Origin of the sequence: Pasteurella sp. WM03, assembly GCF_004570945.1 — a bacterium.
Taxonomy (GTDB): domain Bacteria; phylum Pseudomonadota; class Gammaproteobacteria; order Enterobacterales; family Pasteurellaceae; genus Rodentibacter.
In genome coordinates this window covers 65,035-87,651 of sequence record NZ_SPPO01000004.1, presented here as the reverse complement: position 1 = coordinate 87,651, position 22,617 = coordinate 65,035, and the positions used below count along the sequence as shown (strand labels likewise).

The 22,617-nt window shown below is 39.6% G+C and carries 23 protein-coding genes; 2 read left to right on the top strand and 21 right to left on the bottom strand.

The window, feature by feature from the left end; genetic code table 11:
* Positions 1-10: 10 nt before the first annotated feature.
* The 12 genes from E4T92_RS05710 to ccmA all read right to left on the bottom strand — a co-directional run bounded on the left by E4T92_RS05710 (position 11) and on the right by ccmA (position 9,957).
* On the bottom strand, positions 11-1,921 hold the full coding sequence (locus tag E4T92_RS05710) for an ATP-dependent DNA helicase (protein WP_135093784.1): 1,911 nt from the start codon (positions 1,919-1,921) through the stop codon (positions 11-13).
* Between the two features lie 198 nt (positions 1,922-2,119).
* On the bottom strand, positions 2,120-2,413 hold the full coding sequence (locus E4T92_RS05705) for a hypothetical protein (RefSeq protein ID WP_135093783.1): 294 nt from the start codon (positions 2,411-2,413) through the stop codon (positions 2,120-2,122).
* The gene (locus E4T92_RS05700; RefSeq protein WP_077542194.1) at positions 2,410-2,988 is read right to left on the bottom strand and encodes a hypothetical protein; all 579 of its coding nucleotides are present in this window, start codon (positions 2,986-2,988) and stop codon (positions 2,410-2,412) included. The genes E4T92_RS05705 and E4T92_RS05700 overlap by 4 nt, the downstream gene beginning before the upstream one ends.
* A 126-nt stretch (positions 2,989-3,114) precedes the next feature.
* The gene (gene ccmI / locus E4T92_RS05695; protein WP_135093782.1) at positions 3,115-4,032 is read right to left on the bottom strand and encodes a c-type cytochrome biogenesis protein CcmI; all 918 of its coding nucleotides are present in this window, start codon (positions 4,030-4,032) and stop codon (positions 3,115-3,117) included.
* Positions 4,033-4,497, bottom strand: coding sequence for a cytochrome c-type biogenesis protein (locus E4T92_RS05690; RefSeq protein WP_135093781.1), 465 nt, complete (start codon positions 4,495-4,497; stop codon positions 4,033-4,035).
* Positions 4,497-5,042, bottom strand: coding sequence for a DsbE family thiol:disulfide interchange protein (locus tag E4T92_RS05685; protein WP_135093780.1), 546 nt, complete (start codon positions 5,040-5,042; stop codon positions 4,497-4,499). The genes E4T92_RS05690 and E4T92_RS05685 overlap by 1 nt, the downstream gene beginning before the upstream one ends.
* A gap of 38 nt (positions 5,043-5,080) precedes the next feature.
* On the bottom strand, positions 5,081-7,036 hold the full coding sequence (locus E4T92_RS05680) for a heme lyase CcmF/NrfE family subunit (RefSeq protein ID WP_135093779.1): 1,956 nt from the start codon (positions 7,034-7,036) through the stop codon (positions 5,081-5,083).
* A complete protein-coding gene (gene ccmE, locus E4T92_RS05675) occupies positions 7,033-7,557 on the bottom strand; it encodes a cytochrome c maturation protein CcmE (protein WP_135093778.1) in 525 nt (174 codons plus the stop codon). The genes E4T92_RS05680 and ccmE overlap by 4 nt, the downstream gene beginning before the upstream one ends.
* On the bottom strand, positions 7,554-7,757 hold the full coding sequence (gene ccmD, locus E4T92_RS05670) for a heme exporter protein CcmD (RefSeq protein ID WP_077542188.1): 204 nt from the start codon (positions 7,755-7,757) through the stop codon (positions 7,554-7,556). Before ccmD ends, ccmE begins: the two co-directional genes overlap by 4 nt.
* Positions 7,758-7,866: 109 nt before the next feature.
* Positions 7,867-8,604, bottom strand: coding sequence for a heme ABC transporter permease (locus tag E4T92_RS05665; protein WP_135093777.1), 738 nt, complete (start codon positions 8,602-8,604; stop codon positions 7,867-7,869).
* 44 nt (positions 8,605-8,648) lie between these two features.
* A complete protein-coding gene (gene ccmB, locus E4T92_RS05660) occupies positions 8,649-9,314 on the bottom strand; it encodes a heme exporter protein CcmB (protein ID WP_135093776.1) in 666 nt (221 codons plus the stop codon).
* A gap of 4 nt (positions 9,315-9,318) precedes the next feature.
* Positions 9,319-9,957, bottom strand: coding sequence for a cytochrome c biogenesis heme-transporting ATPase CcmA (gene ccmA, locus E4T92_RS05655; RefSeq protein ID WP_135093775.1), 639 nt, complete (start codon positions 9,955-9,957; stop codon positions 9,319-9,321).
* A 280-nt stretch (positions 9,958-10,237) separates the two neighbouring features.
* On the opposite strand from ccmA, the gene sodA reads away from it, so the two are divergent.
* Entirely contained in the window at positions 10,238-10,885 is a 648-nt protein-coding gene (gene sodA / locus E4T92_RS05650; RefSeq protein ID WP_135093774.1) for a superoxide dismutase [Mn], read from the top strand.
* A gap of 194 nt (positions 10,886-11,079) precedes the next feature.
* Here sodA and E4T92_RS05645 read toward each other — a convergent pair whose 3' ends face one another.
* The 6 genes from E4T92_RS05645 to E4T92_RS05620 form a co-directional block, all read right to left on the bottom strand.
* Entirely contained in the window at positions 11,080-11,694 is a 615-nt protein-coding gene (locus E4T92_RS05645; RefSeq protein ID WP_135093773.1) for a YfgM family protein, read from the bottom strand.
* Positions 11,695-11,712: 18 nt separating this feature from the next.
* Positions 11,713-12,984, bottom strand: coding sequence for a histidine--tRNA ligase (hisS, locus tag E4T92_RS05640; protein WP_135093772.1), 1,272 nt, complete (start codon positions 12,982-12,984; stop codon positions 11,713-11,715).
* Positions 12,985-12,993: 9 nt separating this feature from the next.
* Positions 12,994-14,100: a flavodoxin-dependent (E)-4-hydroxy-3-methylbut-2-enyl-diphosphate synthase gene (gene ispG / locus E4T92_RS05635; RefSeq protein WP_135093771.1), complete on the bottom strand. Its 1,107-nt coding sequence runs from the start codon at positions 14,098-14,100 to the stop codon at positions 12,994-12,996.
* A gap of 12 nt (positions 14,101-14,112) precedes the next feature.
* The gene (locus E4T92_RS05630; RefSeq protein ID WP_135093770.1) at positions 14,113-15,129 is read right to left on the bottom strand and encodes a RodZ family helix-turn-helix domain-containing protein; all 1,017 of its coding nucleotides are present in this window, start codon (positions 15,127-15,129) and stop codon (positions 14,113-14,115) included.
* A gap of 69 nt (positions 15,130-15,198) precedes the next feature.
* Entirely contained in the window at positions 15,199-15,744 is a 546-nt protein-coding gene (gene pilW / locus E4T92_RS05625; RefSeq protein WP_135093769.1) for a type IV pilus biogenesis/stability protein PilW, read from the bottom strand.
* An 18-nt stretch (positions 15,745-15,762) separates the two neighbouring features.
* Positions 15,763-16,911 carry a bifunctional tRNA (adenosine(37)-C2)-methyltransferase TrmG/ribosomal RNA large subunit methyltransferase RlmN gene (locus tag E4T92_RS05620; protein ID WP_077542178.1) on the bottom strand — a complete coding sequence of 383 codons (1,149 nt, stop codon included), beginning with the start codon at positions 16,909-16,911 and terminating at the stop codon, positions 15,763-15,765.
* A gap of 211 nt (positions 16,912-17,122) precedes the next feature.
* On the opposite strand from E4T92_RS05620, the gene E4T92_RS05615 reads away from it, so the two are divergent.
* On the top strand, positions 17,123-17,998 hold the full coding sequence (locus E4T92_RS05615) for a serine hydrolase (protein ID WP_135093768.1): 876 nt from the start codon (positions 17,123-17,125) through the stop codon (positions 17,996-17,998).
* Between the two features lie 73 nt (positions 17,999-18,071).
* On the opposite strand, the gene E4T92_RS05610 is transcribed toward E4T92_RS05615, so the two are convergent.
* From E4T92_RS05610 to E4T92_RS05600, 3 genes are all read right to left on the bottom strand, one after another.
* Positions 18,072-20,882: a valine--tRNA ligase gene (locus tag E4T92_RS05610; protein ID WP_135093767.1), complete on the bottom strand. Its 2,811-nt coding sequence runs from the start codon at positions 20,880-20,882 to the stop codon at positions 18,072-18,074.
* 20 nt (positions 20,883-20,902) lie between these two features.
* Positions 20,903-21,814: a restriction endonuclease gene (locus tag E4T92_RS05605; protein ID WP_135093766.1), complete on the bottom strand. Its 912-nt coding sequence runs from the start codon at positions 21,812-21,814 to the stop codon at positions 20,903-20,905.
* 259 nt (positions 21,815-22,073) lie between these two features.
* Positions 22,074-22,595, bottom strand: a complete 522-nt coding sequence (locus tag E4T92_RS05600) for a hypothetical protein (protein ID WP_135093765.1) — start codon at positions 22,593-22,595, stop codon at positions 22,074-22,076.
* Positions 22,596-22,617 lie beyond the last annotated feature (22 nt).

The following is a 22,617-nucleotide window of genomic DNA, read 5'->3' as shown; positions in this document are numbered from 1 at the left end:
TCTCTTTCCATTAAATTGTTTTTAAAAATTCGACGACTTTATTCAGATCCCGTGTTCGTTTTGCCTGTGGCAGACTTTGCAAAAAAATTTGTCCATAAGGTCGCATCACTAAACGGTTATCACAAATCATTACTACGCCACGATCATTGACATCTCGAATCAATCGCCCCACCCCCTGTTTTAGGCTAATCACCGCCTCGGGAATCTGAATATCATTGAACGGTTCTCCACCTTGTAAACGACAGTCTTCAATACGTGCTTTTAATAAAGGTTCATCAGGTGATGTAAAAGGAAGTTTATCTATAATCACTAGAGATAATGCCTCCCCTCGCACATCAACCCCTTCCCAGAAACTTGATGTTGCTACCAATACACTGTGTTTTTCGCTGATAAATTTTGATAGAAGTGTCGCTTTTGATGTTTCTCCCTGTAATAAAACCGATAATTGGCTCTTTTCACGAAAACATTCTGCAAGGTTACGCATCATTGCATAAGAGGTACAAAGAACAAAACAGCGCCCTTTATTCGCTTCAATAACAGGTAGCAACATTTTACCGAGTTCCGACTGTGTATTCGAGCGGTTAGTATGAGGTAAATAACGAGGCACACAGAGTAACGCTTGTTCGCTGTAATTAAAAGGGCTTTGTAAAATCAGTTGGCGGGCATTTTCAATGCCGAGTCGATGGCAAAAATAATCAAACTTTCCCCCCACTTCTAATGTTGCGGAAGTAAAGATCCACGAGGCTTGTTTTGCTTTTAACTGCTCGCCAAATTTATCTGCAACAGTAAGAGGCGTGATATGTAAAGCAAACTGGCGGGAGAAGGTTTCATACCAATAACAATATCCCGTGCGATCGGTATCAAATAAACGTTGCATATGATTTTTCAGGCTTTCAGCCCGTTCAAAAATATGATCCAGCGTTTGCGAACGCCCTAAAGCTAATTTTATGACCTCAGACAAGAATGCTAATTTTTCAATAATCATGTTAAAGGATTTTTCGACCGCACTTTGTTTTAATATCTCACGCCAGTTTCCACGTTGGTTCCCTTCCCCTAACAATAGACGAAAATCTTGTACTGTTTTTTGTAAGGTATCCGCTGCATTGCCGAGCTGTTTCAAATCCTTTAATTCAGTCCGATAAACAATATGAATATCTTTACAGAGATCAAAAAATTGACGAGAAGTCACTGATTGTCCGAAATACTGGCTTGCAATATCAGGTAGCTGGTGAGCTTCATCAAAAATAATATTTTCTGCCTGTGGAATAAGCTCACCAAAACCACTCTCTTTCACCGCCATATCCGCAAAAAATAAATGATGGTTCACGACAACCACATCCGCTTGAAGTGCTTTCTTACGAGCTAAGGCGACATAACAATCCGCATAATTTGGACAATCTGAACCCAGACAACTTTCTGCGGTACTGGTTAATTGTGATAGGATAGGACTATCCTCTGCGAGTTCGGGACATTCCGATAAATCTCCGGTTTGCGTTGAAACATTCCATTGACGCACTTTAAATAAATCCGCCAGCACTGATTTATCGCCTAATACTCCTTGTGCAATGAGTTGTTCTAAACGCTCTAAGCATAAATAATTTGCCCGCCCTTTCAATAGTGCGGTTTTGCCTGTGTAATTAAGAGCTCGTTTAATTGTCGGTAGATCCCGTTTAAAAAGTTGATCCTGTAAATTTTTAGATCCTGTCGAAATGATTGTTTTTTTACCGGAAAGAAGTGCTGGGGCAAGATAAGCAAAGGTTTTACCTGTACCGGTTCCGGCATCCACGACTAATGATGTTTTATTTGCCAAAGCACTTTCCACCGCAATTGCCATTTCTAACTGTGCTGAACGTGGACGAAAACCTTTAATCTGTTGTGTTAATGCACCATTCTCAGCAAAAACATCTATTACCTTAGCCATAAATACAAAATATTCCTTTTAATATTGCCGTAGTTTAGCAAAATTAGGGAATCTATTGAATAAAAGTACAGTAAAATGAAATAAAAATTGATGAGAAATGAGAATGTTAAATGCCGTCTTTTTCCTAAATCAATACCATCTCAATATAGATTTATTGATATATAAAAAACACCCATCAGCGGATGGGTGTTTTATTTGTTACCAATAATGATATCCTCGATAGTAACCAAAACCAACACTTGGTACGATAGCCACCGGTGCACGTTGATATTTCACCTTTGAGCTATGATCACTCGCATTCATTTTAATCGGATCATCAATATCATTCGCTACTTTCGCTTTTTGTGCGGCAGTAACGGTTCTACCTGATGCCACCTGCGCCTGATATTCCTGAACCGTTTTCATATCATAAATCCCAGTATCTTGCTGTGGTTGTGGTGAACTACAAGCCATAAGAAATAATACTGGAACTGCGATGAATAATTTCTTCATTTTTTACCTGCTTTACAAATCGTTTTATTTAAAAGTTGTTCGCCTGTATAGATTTTCTCTCTCACGATATCCTTTGTTTTCTTCATTTCCCTTTCGCGAATTTCTTTTTCTAATTGATGATTCTTAATCGCATAAATAGGCACATACTGCATATTATTTGGATCATGTTTTCTATAAATCGACGCCCCTGTAATACCGCCATAGTACTGGCTATCATCATTACGGCTGATATAGTGGTTTGTAAAGTTTGTGAAATCAACACCATAATCGCCATTAAAGCCTTTACATATACCGGCTGCAGAGACAAAAACACTTCGAGATGAGGAGTTTTCATCTACCCTATAAACTTCAAACTCAATACTATTTCCCAAATCCTTGGCATCTTGTGTCGATTTATCCTCTGTTAAGGCACGTAATTCTCCCCCCGTTTCCACATAACGAACAATCCCTTCGTTAATGCTCCCTTCTTCACTATTAACGAAAGATTGCACATTTTTTGCATAGAGAGGTATAGAAAAAAATGATAAAGAGGAAAAATATAATAAGTAGATATTTAATTTTTTATGATGACACATAACTAATTCCTTTTATCATCCGTAATAATCAATAAAGACCGATTGGCAAATTATAAAGATGACCGCCAAAGTTTACTCCATTTTAGTTAATCCATCAACTTTACAAAAAATAAAACACCACGATACCTAATCTTTATCAGGTGTAATACTTTTTGATTTTTCTTTCTCTTGGCTTTCTAAAGCATCCCTTGCCGCTCGGATACTCTTCTCAATTAATGGGAGACGTTCATCATCTTTTGGCATTAAGCGTAACATCATCGCCCACGTGACGGCAGCCATTTTATAATCTTCCGTTTCAAAATATCGGAATGCCAATAAACTTAGTGCTTCAATGTTAGTATGATCTTGACGAATCACGTCACGTAACAAATCTCCCCCTTTGAGTTTATCCGTTGGATCATCGGAAAACATCAATACGCGTGCATAACCAAGCTTATATTGTATATTTTCAGGATCAAGCTGATTGGCTTTCTGATAGCTATCAAAAGCTAAACGTGCGTTGCCTAAATTCATTCCTATCTGACCAAGTAACCACCATTTTTTAGCATCTGTTGGTGTTTTCTGCAAATCAATACGAAGTGCGGTAGAAAATTGTTGCATTTCCTCATCAGAAAGCGGGTGACTATTTTCTTCCTTTAACCGCTCATAAAAATAGGGTAACTTTTCATAGGTTTGCGTTAACATTGCCTCCGCTTGCCAAGCGCCCACCATAAAATAGCTTGTGCCGGCAATAATCCCACTTGCTAAAACCCCACAAGCAAACCAAATTTTTCCGTAAGATTGATTCTCTACCGCCACTTTTTCTTTTTGAGTAGGCACATCATCCAACAAATTTTTCTGCAATTCTTGCTTGAGTAAGCCTAAATTTTCGACTAAACCTTTCTCATTATCTTGCTCTATTTCTTGTAAGCGTGAAAAATACAAAGCTTTATTCAATTCATCGCGATTTTGTTCGTCTTTTACTTTAAATTGACGCAGTAAAGGATAAAAACAAATTAATGCCACAACCAATGTCAGTATGACAAAACACAATATCAAATTCATCTATTTATCCTTTTGTTTTAATAATTCAGCCAAACGGGCATTATCCTGCTCCGTTAAAACATTATCAGATTCCACCACACTTTGTCTTTTAGGTTGACGTTTTAATAGGAAAAAAAGACCAAACAGCACTGAAAGTAGAGGCGCAATCCATAAAATCAAGGTGCTTTTTGTTATAGGTGGATCATAGGTGACAAAATGACCATAACGCGCCACCATATATTCCACCACATCATCTTTCGACTTTCCTTCTTTTAGCAGGTCAAATACTTTATTACGCATATCTACCGCAATAGTTGCATTAGAATCTGCGATGTTATTATTTTGGCACTGAGGGCAACGTAAAGATTGAGTGAGTTGATGATAATCCGTTTCTTGCTCTTGAGAACTAAAATTTAATACATCAATCGCAGAAAACGCTAATGTACTGAATAAAAGTGCGGTCAAAAAAATCGCCAATTTTTTCATTACTTTTTCTCCGAGAGTTTGTCATAAAGCGGTTTCAAGGTTTCCATCCACACTTTTTCGCTCACATCCCCCGCCAAACGATAATGAATCACACCGTTACCATCAATAATGAAAGTTTCCGGCGCACCATATACCCCTAAATCTAACCCGAAAGATCCTTTTTCATCTTTCAATACAACCTGATACGGATTGCCTAAATCTTTTAACCATTTGATGGCTTTTTGCGAGTCGTCCTTGTAGTTCAGGCCTATAATGGCTATGCCTTGCTGCGAGAGTTTATTTAAATATTGATGCTCTGCATAGCAAGTTGGGCACCAGGTTGCCCATACATTTAACAACAGCGGTTTCCCCTGTTGGAACAATTCTTTACCATAAGATTTGTTTTCAAAAAGTTCCGCTAAAATTTTCTCCGGTACAGGTTTGCCAACCAAAGCCGATTCCAGTGCTTTAATATCTTCCCCCTGTGCGCTACGATTCAATTGCACTAAAAAAGTGATCGCCACCATTAAAAAGAGAATAAGAGGAATAAATAATTTCTTTTTCATTTTCTACCGCACTTCTAAATAAGGTAAACAATAAAACGTTAGAGACGTGACTTATTGAGTAATAAACCAAACCGATAGCGTCTATCAAATAAGCACAACAATCCGCCAAATGCCATAAATAGCCCACCGATCCAAATCCAACGGATAAAAGGTTTGTAATATAAACGCAACGCCCAAGAATTATCATCAAATTTTTCTCCGAGTGCCACATAGAGATCTCGTGTTAAACCACCATTAATCGCCGCCTCGGTCATAGACATCCTGCTTACCGTATAAAAACGTTTTTCAGCAAACAATGTTGCTTCCGCTTTTCCATCTTTTGTAATGTCAATTTGTGCTTTGCCGCCAATATAATTTGGCCCATTTGCCTCACTCACACCAACAAATTTGAAATCATAACGACCAATTTGAGCACTCTCTCCCACCGTCATACGAACATCACGCTCTACACTAAAATTTTGGCTAAAAGCAATGCCCCATACGGTCATCGCCACCCCTAAGTGTGCCAATAACATTCCCCAGTGAGAGCGGGAAAGCTTACGTATGCCCACAAAAAACGATGTGCGGTGCGTAGCACGTTGCTGAAGTTCATAAATAGTAAGCAATAAGATGATGATGGTCATCATGGAACCGAGCACGACACTCACTGTAATATTGTCTTGTAAAAGATAAGGCAAAACAAAACCGGCAATCATCATCACAATCACACTAATAACAACAGGCGTGCGAATTGCCGAAAATTGATCTCTTCGCCATTTCACCAAAGGGCCAATACCCAATAAGAGAGCAAAAGGGGTCATAATCACCAGAAACATTTGATCAAAAAACGGAGCACCAATTGAAATTGAGCCTAGCCCGAGCTGCTTATGTATAAGTGGCAATAATGTCCCTAAAAACACAACACAAAGTGCGGTCATTAAAAGGATATTATTTAATAGCAACATTGTTTCACGCGAATAACGCGCGGCATTATCACGAGATCGAATTTGGTTACCTTTATAGGCATAGAGAGTAAGAGAGCCGCCAATCACAACAACCAAATAAGCAAGAATGTATAATCCTCGGGTTGGATCTGATGCAAAAGCGTGAACCGATACCAAAATACCGGAACGCACTAAAAACGTGCCAAGCAAGCAAAGGGAAAATGCCAAAATCGCCAGTAATACCGTCCAAGCTTTAAAAGCCCCCCGTTTTTCCGTAACGGCAAGGGAATGAATTAATGCTGTCCCTGCTAACCAAGGCATAAAAGAGGAATTTTCAACGGGATCCCAAAACCACCATCCCCCCCAACCGAGTTCGTAATATGCCCACCAAGAACCCAGCACAATACCAAGGGTTAAAAATACCCATGCCGCTATCGTCCAAGGACGTGACCAACGAGCCCAAGCGGAATCAAGTTTACCGGTCATAAGTGAGGCGATAGAAAAAGCAAAGGCAACAGAAAAACCCACATAGCCCATATAAAGCAAGGGGGGGTGAAAAATTAATCCGATATCCTGTAGCATTGGATTCAGCTCTTTTCCATCTACCGGAAAATCAGGGAAAGTACGGCTAAACGGATTGGATGTAAACAAGACAAACAACACAAATCCTACACTAATAATGCCCATAATGCCTAAGACGCGAGCGACCGCTTCTTGAGGTAAATGTTTACTGAATAATGCGACAGCTGCTGACCAAAGCGTAAGCAACCAAATCCAAAGCAATAATGACCCTTCGTGAGATCCCCAAACAGCGGAAAGGCGATAATAAACAGGGAGTGTACTATTTGAATTATTCACCACATATTGCACGCTAAAATCATTTACTGCAAACAAATAGAATAGTGCAATAAACGCAACAGTAAGAGTGATAAACAATCCGTATGTCATTGGGCGAGCCAATGCCATTAATCTCGCATTACCATCCTCAGCCCCCCATAAAGGAAAAATAGCTAACATTAATGATACCGCAAGGCTTAAAGCAAGCGCATAATTTCCGATTTCAGCAATCATTTCCCGCCTTCTTGTTTTTCTTGAAGCTCACGAGCGCTTTCACCTTTTAGATCGGCAGCATTAAGCCCCATGGGTTGATGTACTTTTTGCATTTTTTCTCCCAATTCCGGGGGAACATAGTTTTCATCGTGTTTTGCTAATACTTCAGTCGCCGTTAATACGGTCGGCGCAGTCAATACACCTTGTGCCACAATCCCCTGCCCTTCACGGAATAAATCCGGCAAAATACCTTCATATTCCACGGCAATCGCCGGCCCAATATCATTTAAATCAAACCGTACTTTTAGGCTTTTAGGATCACGCACCACCGTACCTTCAACTACCATACCGCCGACTCGGATACGTTGTCCAACTTCCGGTTTTTGATTTGGATTATTCTCTTTTCCTTGAATCACTTCAGAAGGGGTATAAAACAAATCAATATTTTGGCGTAATGCATATAACATTAAGCCACTGGCAATCGCAATGCCAAGCACAACAAAAGTAATGACTTGAAGTCTGGATTTCCGTCTCGGGTTCATAATATGTCTCCTTTGTTGATTTGTTTTAAACGAGCCTCGCGTTGCACTTCACGTTGGACATTCCGTAATACCATTTTTCGCTGTTTAATACTTTGAGCCATTAATGCCACAATTGAGGCAAAACTGATACCATAAGAAAGCCATACATAAAAACCGTAGCCTCCCATATTGAAAAAATCACGCCAAGTTTGAAAAAACATCGTTATTCCTTTTACTTAAAATTCAATTTATTTTCGATAACAGAAAGAAAAATAAAATAAGTTTTCACATTCTTTCCATTCCTATTTTTTCTAAAAGCTAATGAGCCTTTTATATTTTCTGTGCCAATTCCCTTACCCAAGGACGCTTCGCCTCTTCTTTCAGTAATTCCACACGATAACGCACCAATGTCAACCAAATGTATAAAGCTAGAAAACCAAAGATACACAAAATCAGCGGAATTAACATCGGCGTAGCAATAGACGGTTTTTCAAATTTAGTAATACTCGCCCCTTGATGAAGAGTGTTCCACCATTCCACCGAAAAATGAATAATCGGTAAAATCACCACGGTAGTAATACATAAAATACCGGACGCTTTTGCACCGGTTGACCGATCAGAAAATGCAGAATAAAGTGCAAGAATGCCAAGATATAAGAAAAATAAAATTAACTCAGCAGTTAAACGTGCATCCCATACCCACCAAGTCCCCCACATCGGCTTGCCCCAAATTGCCCCCGTGATGAGTGCAAGGAAAGTAAATAATGCGCCAATTGGTGCCATTGCAATCATGGCTAAATGAGCTTGCTTTATTTGCCATACAAGTGCAACTACTGCCGCTACGGCCATTGAACCATAAATCCCCATGGACCAAATTGCAGTAGGAACATGCACATACATAATACGAAAACTATTGCCCTGTTGATAATCCGCAGGTGCATAAGCTAATCCCCACACAATACCGACAGCAAGCAAGAGAAAACTTAAAACTGCAAATATCGGACTCAATTTCCCACAAAGATGGTATTGAGTTTCTGATTTCGCATAGGGATGTAACCACTTCCACATAAAAAATCCTTCAAAAAATACAAAAAAACAACCGCACTTTTAACCTAATTATCGAGGCTAATACGCAAAGCAGCGACCACAGCAAAAGGGGATAAGGTTATAGCCCCACTCATCATTGCGCCCAAAATTGCCAATTGCCCCCCGTAAGGCAAATGTAATCCCGCAGCCTCTAACACCGAAGAAGCAAAAATGAGTACGGGAATAAAGAGTGGCACAACAATTAAACTTAATAATACTCCCCCCTTACGCAATCCCACTGTGAGTGCCACGCCAATCGCGCCGATACAACTTAGCACCGGCGTTCCAAGAAGTAATGTCAGAACCAATGCCCACCAAAGATGAATCTCAAGCGAAAGTAATAATGCGGCAATCGGTGAAAGCAAAATAAGAGGGAAACCGGTTAAAAGCCAGTGGGATAATACTTTAGCTAATGCGGTTAAGACTGGAGATTGGGGGGAGAGCATCAATTGTTCAAGTGAACCGTCAATGAAATCATCACGAAATAGTCGCTCAAAAGAAAGTAACGCAGAAAGCAGAGCAGCCACCCATGCAATTCCCGGTGCAATACGTGAAAGTAATGTTGGATCCGGCCCAATCACAAGCGGAAAGAGTGTAATCACAATTAAAAAAAACCACAGTGGATTTAAAATTTCCGCTCGCTTTCGCATAGCAATTTGTAATTCACGTTTTACTATTTCCCAAAAAATCATTTGCTTATTCCGCTTGATACTTGGCTAAATCCAACTTTTTTAAGTTGCAACTTGGCACATCCTGATGGCTGGTTAATAAAACAATACCACCTTGTTTTGTGTGTTCATCAAAAAGTGCAGTCAAAATCTCTACACCTTTTTTATCAATCGCAGTAAAAGGCTCATCCAAAATCCAAAGTGCTGCACGAGAAAGCCATAAACGAGCTAAGGCAATGCGACGCTGCTGCCCGGCTGAAAGTTGTGCGGCCGGTAGATCCTCACGTCCTACTAATCCTACTTTTTCTAACACCGCCCAAAGTGCTTCATCACCGGATTTTGCCTGACTAATTCGCTGATAAAATTGTAAATTTTCCCATGCGCTTAATTCCGGTTTTACACCAGAAAGGTGGCCTAAATAAAGCAAATTCTGATGATAAATTTCCCGTTGTTTGGAAATTGACGCCAAATCCCACCACACTTCTCCGTCCAAGGGCTGAGCAAGTCCGGCTAAAATTCTCAATAAGCTGGTTTTTCCAATGCCGTTATGCCCTTCGATTTGAATAAAATCGCCACTCTTAAAATCTTGTGATAACCCACGAAAAAGTACCCGTTCACCACGTTGGCAAGCGAGATTTTTTATCGATAAAGTATGAGATTCAAACATAAGAAAAAACAACCATATACAATTGGCGACATTTTATCATAAGGTAAAAATTTGACGAGATTCCCAACAGGTAAAAAAACTAACTCTTTAGACGTATATCATAGGTTTTATTGATTTAAAACAAGATTTGTTAAGATGACAATTTCAACAAAGGAAAAACATTTAATGATCTAAATCAAATTTTCTGCTACTATCTGACCAATTTTTGGCTATGACTTTTCTTTGTAGTGCATAGCCAAAATGGCTCAAATAATAACTTGTTTTATAGAAGGAACGAATTATGGCTTACACTTTACCTGAACTAGGCTATGCCTATGATGCATTGGAACCACATTTCGATGCTCAAACAATGGAAATTCACCACAGTAAACATCACCAAGCTTATGTTAACAATGCAAATGCGGCATTAGAGAACTTACCTGCTGAATTTTTAGAAATGTGCCCGGGTCAATTAGTTGCTCACCTTGACAAACTACCGGCTGAAAAACGTGCTGTATTACGCAATAATGCCGGTGGTCACGCAAACCATAGCTTATTTTGGAAATCCTTGAAAAAAGGAACAACCTTACAAGGAGCATTAAAAGAGGCAATCATGCGTGATTTTGGCTCTGTTGAAGCATTCCAAGCTGAATTTGAAAAAGCCGCTGCAACCCGTTTTGGTTCAGGTTGGGCATGGTTAGTTTTAACCCATGAAGGAAAATTAGCAGTAGTTTCTACTGCTAATCAAGATAATCCATTAATGGGTAAAGAGGTGGCAGGCTGTGAAGGTTTCCCTCTTTTAGGCTTAGATGTTTGGGAACATGCTTATTACCTAAAATTCCAAAATCGCCGTCCCGACTACATTAAAGAATTTTGGAATGTTGTGAACTGGGATTATGTCGCAGAACGTTTTGAAAAGAAAACGGCTGATTGCAACTGTGCGAAATAAGAAAAGAAAATAAAACATAAAGAAGTGCGGTCAATTTTGACCGCACTTTTCACATCCACTGCCTCACCTTAGATTTGTATTTCTGATATTTTCAGTATTATGTAGTGAATACACAAAAGTAAAAATTTCAACGAAATGTAGGGAAAATAAATAGGTAATGTAAAAAGATAAAACGCTCTTACGAGCGTTTTATATTAAAGATTATTTAACTTCATTTGTGCCGCTTGTTGTTCTAGGGGGCTACCTACTTTAAGAGCTTGTTCAAAACTCATTTTAGCCGCACCGCTTTCCCCTTTGGCAAGTTGAATATCGCCCGTTAAAAGTGCTTTTCTTGCAATAAAACCTGTACTTTTTACCTGATTAAGATTGGATAACGCCGAATCTAACTGACCCAATTGAAATTGCACCGCACTTAAACGCAACGCAGCAAGAGAAGTCAGAATTTCATCTTGAGATTGTTTTAAAGCGTCTTGCAAAACGGCTTCAGCAGAGATGAAATCTTGTTTCTCAACTGCTTTCTTCGCGTCATCAAATAAAGCAAACACGGCATAACTGGTTTGACTATTTGCTTGAACAAATTCGGTTAATTTTGCTTTCTTCGCCGTCAAATCCTGTTCGGCACTATAAATTAATGCATCATATCCTACAGAGGCTTCAATAATTTGATTAGTTTGATAGGTCTGCCAATAACGCCAACCCAATACACCACTCACTCCTAAAATAAAGGCAACAATGATGCTTTTACCATTTTCCTTCCACCATTCTTTTAACTGGTTAATCTCTTGTTCTTCTTCAATAGAATACGCCATATTATTTTCCTTTATAAACTAAAATTGAGACTGAATATAATCAATGATCTTTTCTGTATCAAGGATTTGTTGTTCAACACCACCGTTTAAATGCTTCACCACAACTTGATTATTGAGTACTTCACTTTCACCAATTACCAACGCTAAACTTGCCCCAGATTTATCCGCTCGTTTGAATTGCTTTTTAAAGTTTCCTCCCGAGCAATGTAACATTGTTCCCAAGTGCGGTAATGTTGAACGAACTTTTTCAGCAAGTTGGAAAGCAGATAAGGCGGTCCCTTCACCTTGATAAACCACATAAATATCGACCGCATTTTTCACTGGAATTGAACGATTCACTTCTTGCACAAGTAAGACCAAACGCTCTAATCCCATAGCAAATCCAACGCCTGGAGCAGAATGTCCGCCTAATTGTTCGACCAAGCCATCATAACGACCGCCACCACATACCGTTCCTTGCGCTCCCAATGCAGAGGTGACCCATTCAAACACCGTCTTATTGTAGTAATCTAAGCCACGCACAAGCTTCGGATTAATTTCATACCGAATTCCCACAGAATCTAGCAACACACACAATTGCCCAAAATGCTCACGACTTTCATCATCTAAATAATCAAGTAGTTTCGGTGCACCATCCAACACATCTTGTAAGGCTTGGTTTTTTGTGTCTAAAATACGAAGAGGATTTTTTACTAAACGCTCTTTCTCTTCTTCACTCATTAAATCTTGATGCTTCTCCAGAAAAGCAACAAGTGCTGAACGATAATTTGCTCTTGCCGCTAATGAACCAATTGAATTAAGTTGAAGGGATACATGTTGATCAATACCTAATTTCTTCCAAAGGCGAGCCGTTAAAATAATTAATTCTGCATCAATTTCCGGATTCGCAATACCAAAAACTTCAACACCGGCTTGATGAAATTGGCGATAACGCCCTTTTTGTGGACGTTCGTGACGGAACATTGGTCCCATATACCACAAGCGTTGTTCATTATTATAAATCCAGCCATGTTCAATAGCCGCACGTACACAACCCGCTGTACCTTCCGGACGCAAAGTAAGTTGCTCATCATTATCCCAGAAGGTGTACATTTCCTTTGATACCACATCTGTGACCTCACCTATGGCGCGGGCAAATAACGGGGTACTTTCTACGATTGGCATACGTACTTCAGAATAGCCGTAGCTATTTAATACTTCACGTACCTGCGCTTCAACCCATTGCCATAATGGAGATTCTGTTGGAGAGCAATCATTCATTCCACGAATTGCTTGAATTGTTTTTGCCACGAGTTTTCCTTAAATAATACGATTTTCCGGATCCTGCAACGCAATCTTCGCTCGGATCTTTGCTTCTAATTGATTAATAATATCTTCGTTATCAAACCGCTCTTTCTGACGTTCACCGTCAATATAGTAACCACTTTTTTTGTTACCACCGGTCACCCCTAGATCGGAAACTAATGCTTCACCCGGTCCATTCACCACACAGCCAATAATTGATACATCCATTGGGGTGATAATATCTTCAAGCCGTTGTTCCAAAGCATTCACTGTGCCGATCACGTCAAATTCTTGACGGGAGCAAGTCGGGCAAGCAATAAAATTAATTCCCCGAGAGCGGATTCGTAAAGATTTGAGGATATCAAATCCAACTTTAATTTCTTCAACAGGATCTGCTGCAAGTGATACTCTCAAGGTATCACCAATCCCCTCAGCAAGTAACATACCTAAACCAACAGCAGATTTAACTGCTCCGGCTCTTGCTCCACCCGCCTCGGTAATTCCTAAATGCAAAGGTTGTTTAATTGCTTTTGCCAACAAACGATAAGCCTCCACGGCTAAAAATACATCAGAGGCTTTCACACTCACTTTAAATTGATCGAAGTTTAGTCGATCTAAAATTTCAACATGACGTAATGCCGATTCCAACAAAGCTTCCGGTGTTGGCTCACCGTATTTCTCTTGCAGATCTTTTTCCAAAGACCCCGCATTCACACCAATACGAATCGAGATATTTCTATCACGTGCACAATCTACAACAGCACGAATACGATCTTCCCGACCGATATTACCGGGATTAATACGTAAACAATCTACGCCATACTCCGCCACCTTTAAGGCAATGCGATAGTCGAAGTGAATATCTGCAACAAGCGGCACATTCACTTGCTGTTTGATTATTTTGAACGCTTCTGCCGCATCCATAGTTGGCACGGAAACACGAACAATATCTGCGCCAACACGTTCTAATGATTTAATTTGTGCAACTGTTGCTTCTACATCTGTTGTGCGAGTATTTGTCATTGACTGTACTGCAATAGGCGCATCACCACCGATAGGGACATTGCCTACATAAATTTTAGTTGATTCGCGACGCTTGATTGTCGGTTGGAAAGCAGACATTATGATTCCTTACTAAGGTTGTGAAAGTTTAAATTTTGCCACTCGTCCATCCACTTTTAATGGATAATTCTCACCCTTATAGGTAATACGAACATTACCCGGTGCCCCTACGATTAAAGAGAACTCGTTACCATTAAAGGTCAGCACCTCACCTTGCTTATATTCTTTTTGTACAAGGACTTTGCGATTCTGATCTTTAACACTCAACCAGCTACTATTTTTTAAAACCTCCACGATAAGATCACCTTGCACAGCAGGAGGTGCCGGAGAAATCGTTGGGTTTTCAACCGCACTTTGGGTATCCGGAATCACCGTTCCTTCATCATTCACAGATAATTCAGGAGATGTCATAGATTTCGGTGAGAGACCATCCTTTTGTAAGGAGGAGGTCTGTAAACTCACCTCAGAAGAATTAAGATTGCTTTCTTCTACCATATTAGTGTCTGAAGAAACTGCCGATGTTTCTGATGGTTGTACAATCACTTGATTAGGTTGATTAAGCTGAATAGAAGACTGTTCCACACTTTGAGCCGAAGCTAATTTCGGTGCTACTTCTTCCTCAGAACTTGAGACATAATTTTGCACTAAAGTATCACGCTCTTCATTAGATTGTTGGTAATTTTGCCACCACCATAATCCCGTCATACTTAATGCAATCAGAAGCACTAACGCCGTTAAATAACCCACCCAGCGACTATGAGAAGAATATTGATTAACGGATCGCGTTGCCCGTGCATTTTTATCTAAATCATTTTTTTCGTCTTCACCAAAAGAAAGATTAGCCCAAAGTGTTTCAGGTAAACGCAAAAACTTTCCGTAGCTACGCACATACCCTTTCATAAAGGTTGCCGGCACATTTTTTTGAATAAATTCATTATTTTCTATTTGCATCAATATTGCCGGACGCAAAGTAATTTGCTTTGAGACTTCCTCAAGAGAAAGATTTAATGCTTCGCGAGCTTGACGAAATTGCGCGCCTAAAGAAACATGTTCTGCCTTCATTTCCGTTTTTTCAGCTTGTGTATTCATAAATTTATTCATTTTTGCAACATAGTGGGAGGCTGAATTTTAAAGTCGAAAGCATAATTTGGCAATGTTTTATTTGATTTGATTGAGTTTTTCCACTCGGCGTTCATCAAGTTGCTGTAACTTATCCAATGCCTGTCGATAAACCTCTGTTTGATTTGAAGCTTGTGCGCAAAGTGCTATATTTTCATAAGTATCTGCTTGGCGATAATAATGTGGAGAGTTCAATGCAAGGATAAATTCTTGATAAGCCTCTTGAAACTCACCTTGGCTACATAAAAACGTACCAAAATTATTATGGGTATCACCTTGTTTATCATCAAGTTTGATCGCTTGAAGATAAGATTCTCGAGCAGAATTTAACTCCCCTTGCAATTGGTAGAAATGAGCCATTGCTGAATAAACGAGGTAATAGTTTGAATCGTGTGCCAAGGCTTTATCAAGATTTTGTTTCGCTTGTGAAAAATTATTTTGTTGCAAATAACCGAGAGCCAATTCAACGCGAGCCTTTGCCGCTTGTTGCTTATTAAAATCAGACGATGGGAGTTGAGAAACACAAGCTGAAAAAACAAGAGGAAAAATAACCGCACTTAGGCACTGAATAGACAAGATTTTCATTTTTCCTCCTATTATAAGTTAATTAACTTGGGTTATACCTATATTTTGTCCAAACTGACGTTTCATTGCTGTACGTTTAGTACGATCAATCACCTCTCCGGCAAGTTGTCCGCATGCTGCATCAATGTCATCACCGCGGGTTTTGCGTACAATAACCGTAAAGCCATATTCCATAAGTGTTTTTTGAAAACGGTCAATACGACTATTAGAACTTTTCGCATAAGGTGCTTCAGGAAACGGATTCCACGGGATTAAATTAATTTTACAAGGTGTATTTTTCAACACTTCCGCAAGCTGATGAGCATGCTCTACACTATCATTAACGTGATCCAACATCACATATTCAATCGTGACTTTACCATGATTGGCATTGGAGACGCTCAGGTAACGATTAACCGAATCAATGAGCATTTTGATGTTGTATTTCTTATTAATCGGTACAATTTCATCACGTAATTCATCATTCGGTGCATGTAAAGAAATAGCTAATGCCACATCAATCATCTTGCTCAAATTATCCAATGCCGGCACAACCCCTGAAGTAGAAAGTGTTACACGACGTTTAGATAAGCCGTAAGCAAAATCATCCAACATAATTTCCATTGCCGGCACAACATTTGCCACATTTAATAGTGGCTCTCCCATTCCCATCATAACAACATTCGTAATGGGACGTATCCCAGTGACACCAAAGTTGCCAATAATTTTTGATGCCCGCCATACCTGCCCAATAATTTCAGATACTGTCAAATTACGGTTAAACCCTTGTTGTGCCGTGGAACAAAAAGTACAAGCCAACGCACATCCCACCTGAGAGGAAACACAAAGCGTGGCTCGATCCGCTTCAGGTATGTAGACAGTTTCCACCTGTTGCTCGCCTACTTTCATTGCCCATTTAATTGTACCATCGGCGGAACGTTGCTCCACCGCCACCTCCGGCGCTTTAATTTCAGCAACTGCTTTTAACTTTTCACGTAATTTCTTATTAATATTGGTCATATTGTCGAAGTTGTCTTCGCCAAAATGATAGATCCACTTAACCAGCTGATCTGCTCGAAATGGCTTTTCACCTAGCTCTTGAAAAAATTCACGCATCTGCTTGCGTGTTAAGTCCATTAAATTAATTTTTTTTGTTTGTTCTAACATTAAAGCCTCGTTGCTACACATTGTGGCGATAAAAATTGCGGTGGCTCACCGCAACAAAAGCCTGATATAAAATAGGCAGCGATTTTACCGATTTGCCAAAAGATAAGCTAGCAAATTTCAAAAACAAAAGAAGTTTTGACCGCACTTTTTACGAATCGGCTCGCAAAAATAAACAATACTTTAAACAAAAGTGCGGTAGAATACGCGCCTGTTTCATTCTTCAATATCTGCAATGTTAAAAAAACTGTTTTCTGCTTTCTGTTTTATGCCTTCTTTTGTCTTGGCACAATCCTATGTTGTTTACGATTTTACTCATGATAAAGTATTAGAAAGTAGTGCTTCCAATCATGTTCAACCCATTGCGTCCGTCACAAAACTCATGACGGCTAATGTGTTTCTAGAACAAAATAGCAACCCTCGTTGCACAGCCTCAATCACCGATGATGACGATGATTACATCAAAGGCACACATACGAAATTGCCAAAGTACACACCGATTTCTTGCTATGAATTACTCAAGGCGATGCTCGTTCATTCAGACAATCAAGCCGCTCACGCACTTTCCCGTTCAGCCGGCATGAGTCGCCTGCAATTTATTCAAAAAATGAATGAAAAAGCCAAACAGTTAGGTATGCGTTCTACACGTTTTACTGACAGTTCAGGATTATCGGATAGCAATATTTCAAGTGCAATGGACTTAGTTAAACTTGCTAAATATTCAATGGATAAGTCTCAAATTAGAGACTTTTCTAATATACCAAGTACTTATATTCAAACAGGCAGAGGTAGTGTATTTGTGAAAAATACAAATAAATTGGTTCGAGAAGAAGTATTTGATGCCACCATTAATAAAACCGGCTACATCCGTGAATCTGGCTATAACCTAGTCTTTATCAATAAGCACCCTTGCCGAAATTCAACGATTGGCGTAATTAGTTTAAATAATAGCTCTTCCCAATTCAGAACAAATTTCACCAAAGCCAAATTAGAAAGATATGGCTGTACGGCTGGTCGCCGCTTACATAGCTTCAGCGCAGAAGATGCACAATATGAAGAAGGCTATGATGAGGAAGGACTTAGTAATCTCATCGAACAACTTTCAAAATAACATTAAATGAAAGAATGAAATAGAAAAAAGAAAAGCAGGTAATTACCTGCTTTTCTCATTTTTTAGAACCCAATTACAACGCTTCAATCGCTTTATATTGCTCACGGATTTTTTCCAACCCCGATTGATACTCTGCCATTTTCTCACGTTCTTTGGCAATTACCGCTTCCGGTGCTTTGGCAACAAAAGCTTCATTGCTGAGTTTACCTTCAATACGTTTGACTTCATTTTGATATTTTTCAATCTCTTTGCTCAAACGTGCAAGCTCGGTCTCTTTGTTAATAAAACCGGCCATTGGTACAAGAAGTTCCGTATTGCCCACCAGTTTTGCCACGGAGAGTGGCGCATTTTCCCCTTCAGCTAACACACGTGAACCATCAAGTTTCGCCATAGCGCATAAAAGTGCGGTCTGTTTTTCAAGAATTTTTTGTTCTGCTACATCAATATTACGGAACAATAAATCTAATCCTTTACTTGGTGCAATATTGCATTCTGCACGAATATTACGCACAGCAACGATCACTTCTTTTAACCAATTGATTTCACGCTCTGCATCACAATCAAGAGCACTTTCATTCACCATAGGGAACGGTTGTAACATAATGCTGTCCGCATCAATGCCAACAAAACCTTTCACCTTTTGCCAGATTTCTTCTGTGATAAATGGAATCAATGGGTGAGCTAAACGCAATAACTGTTCTAACACTCTAACAAGAGTTTGGCTTGCCGCACGAATTTGTGCCGGCGTACCGTTTGCGAATACCGGTTTGGTTAATTCCAAATACCAGTCACAGAATTGGTTCCAAGTAAATTCGTAAATTGCATTTGCTGCGAGATCAAAACGATATTGGCTTAATGCTTCACGGAAATCGCCCACAGTGCGGTTAAAACAAGATTCAATCCAACGATCCGCCACAGAAAACTCAATTTCGCCTTCGCTTAAATCCAATTTTTCATTGGTTAATACGAAACGGCTGGCATTCCACAGTTTATTACAGAAATTACGATAGCCCTCAAGGCGTTTCATATCCCAGTTAATATCACGACCATTGCTGGCAAGCGCCGCAAGGGTAAAACGCAAGGCATCCGTACCATGTGCCGCAATGCCTTCGGCAAATTCTTTACGGGTTGCTTTAGCAATTTTTTCCGCTAATTGCGGTTGCATCATATTGCCTGTGCGTTTTTCAAGTAAATCTTCAAGGCTGATACCGTCAATCATATCAATCGGATCAAGCACATTGCCTTTCGATTTCGACATTTTTTGCCCTTGCTCGTCACGGATCAAACCTGTAACGTAAACAGTTTTGAACGGCACTTGCGGTTTGCCGTTTTCGTCCTTGATGAAGTGCATGGTGAACATAATCATTCGGGCAACCCAGAAGAAAATGATGTCAAACCCGGTGATCAGCACATCGGTAGGGTGGAACATTTTGAGTTCTTTGGTTTGCTCCGGCCAGCCGAGGGTGGAGAACGTCCACAATCCTGAGGAGAACCACGTATCCAACACGTCTTCATCTTGTTTTAAGGCTAAATCTGCAGGTAAATTGTATTTTGTGCGAACCTCTTCTTCACTACGAGCAACATAAACATTACCTGTTTCATCATACCACGCAGGAATACGATGTCCCCACCAAAGTTGGCGTGAAATACACCAATCTTGAATATCCCGCATCCAAGAGAAATAGAGGTTTTCGTACTGTTTCGGTACAAATTGGATTTCACCGTCTTCTACTGCTTTGGTTGCCACTTCAGCAAGTGGTTTTACAGAAACGTACCATTGGTCGGTCAAATACGGCTCAATCACCACGCCGGAACGGTCGCCATACGGGCGTTTTAATTCGTGCGGTTCAATTTTTTCTAAATAGCCTTCTGCGTCTAAATCAGCTACGATTCTTTTGCGAGCCTCAAAGCGATCCAAGCCACGATAACGCTCAGGCGCGTTATCATTCAAGGTCGCATCAGGGTTCATTAAATTGATGATTTCAATATCGTGACGTTTACCCACCTCATAGTCGTTGAAATCGTGCGCCGGCGTGATTTTCACACAGCCCGTACCAAATTCAGGATCAGGGTAAGGGTCAGCCACCACCGGAATGACACGGTCAGTCATCGGGACGTGTACCATTTTACCGATCACATCTTTGTAACGTTCATCGTCAGGGTGAACCGCTAAACAGCCGTCCGCCAAAATCGTTTCCGGACGGGTGGTGGCAATGTGCATATAGCCACCGCCAAAGGTTTCGGATTTATCCACAAACGGATAGCGAACGTGGTACATAAAGCCTTTTTCATCACGGTTTTCTACTTCCAAATCAGAAATGGCAGTGAGAAGTTTTGGATCCCAATTTACCAAGCGTTTGCCACGATAAATTAAGCCTTCTTCGTGTAATCGAACAAACACTTCTTTTACGGCATTGGACAACCCCTCGTCCATAGTGAAACGTTCACGTTCCCAGTCAATAGAATTACCTAAGCGGCGCATTTGTTGGCTGATTGTGCCGCCCGAATAGGCTTTCCAATCCCAGATTTTGTCGATAAACGCCTCACGTCCGTAGTCGTGGCGGGTTTTGCCTTCTTCTACCGCAATTTTGCGCTCTACCACCATTTGAGTAGCGATCCCAGCGTGGTCTGTTCCTGCTTGCCATAAGGTGTTATGCCCTTCCATACGATGAAAACGAATCAATGTATCCATCAAGGTTTGCTGGAACGCATGCCCCATATGCAAACTCCCCGTCACATTCGGCGGTGGAATGGCAATACAGTAACTTGGTACGTCAGGATTTTCAGACGGCTTAAAATAGCCTTGCTCTTCCCAGTGTTGATAAAGGGCTTGTTCTACTGCAGACGGATTAAAACGGTCTGTCATTTGGAAATTTTTTGTCATTTTTTCTCTCGTTATGTATTTTAATTTATTTCATCGTTTGGGATGTTATCCCAAAAATCACTATCTAGCTTTTTAATACTGAATTCTTTCTCTATTTGTACGCCTAATTCGTATTCATAAATATATTTAGCTAATAAATTCCCATCGATTAAAACTATCCTCGCTTTGGAGAAGTTTTTTGCAAAGTTTTCGGCATCTTGAGAAAATTTTGCCGTTGTTATGAAAACACCTTTAGTGGCATTTCCTTCTAATCCCAGTAACGCACCAGTGAAGCCTTGAATTTCAGGGCGACCAATACTTTTATCTTTCTGATAACGCTTTGCTTGTACATAAATTTGTTCAAAGCCTAAGATATCGCCTTTAATTCTTGCATCAATGCCACCATCTCGACTAACTTGGGTGACCTGTCCATCACCGTATCCCATTTTTTGTAATAATTGTGTCACTAAGTTTTCAAATGCTTTTGGTGATTTACTCAAAATAGTATCCAAAATATCATTATAAACTTGCCTTCTAATTTCCTTATAAGAGCTTTCTAATAATGATAATGGTGTTTCTTCTGTTTCTATTGTAGTTAATGTCTCTATTCTTTTAACTGTTTTTTGTTTACTTCTATAATAAATAAATTTTGCCAATTCATCATTGGAAGAATTTAAGTATTCCCTTCCTAAATCACTAATAATATACTTTCTTATTTTTTCATTTTTTATAAAAGAAATTAAACCTGATTTTTCTAAGTCATTTAATTTCCATAACACAGTATTCTCAAAGATTTTTGCATTACTAACCTCATAACGTTTATTAAGAAAATCCTCATCTAACTGAAATATAGAAGCCAATCTAGAAATAATTTCTGGTATAGGGATATAACTTTCCGTGTTAAGTAAATTTAGAATTGGACTTAATAGCTCTTTTGATTTTTGATAACCCATACTATTTCCTTAAAATTACTTTGCGTATTTAATAACTACCTCTGAGCCAGAGGGGCAGTCTTCAACAATATTGCAGCTTAGACACTAAAAAGTGAATGCTTCACGCTGCTTTTTTATCTTGTTCATAACCACAAATCAGCTCAAACAAAGTGGATACATATTTCTCGTTTTTATGGTAATCATCAAAACACTGATAAAGCTGTCTCGGACTCAATTACATTTGTTCCTTAAAGTGCGGTTAAATTTCAGGATATTTTGATTACTGATTTAAACGAATCTCGCCTTTCACTCGCTCAATTTCTAAAAACAAACGGCGTTCTTCTTGGCGGCAGAAACTATTTTCGCCTAATTTTGCTGCTTCTGTAGTACAGCGAATCTGTTGATATTGAGATTCAAGGACTTTCAATAATGCTTTTTGCTCTTTTAAATAGCTGTTTGTTGTTTTACGTGGTTTTGCTGAATGACGCACGACTTTTTCTGCGGTTTCTTTTTTCTCAACATGAGAAACAACGGTTGGTTTTTCAACAGTAGTTTTCACTTCCTCTACCGTTTTTTGCTCTACCTTTTCAACCTCAGCAATATTTTTTACTTCCTCATCTTTAACAACCGATGAAACTGTGTCATCTTTAGAGGCATCTGAAACCGGCATTTTTTCAGGCATTGACTCAACTTTACTTTCAGAAAGTGCGGTCACTTTTTCAGGTGTTTTTGCTTCTTGATTATCACAAGCAGCTAAAGTTAAAACGCTTAATCCTATAAAAATTGGCAAAGAAAGTTTCATATTAGATCCCTAGGGTTTTAGT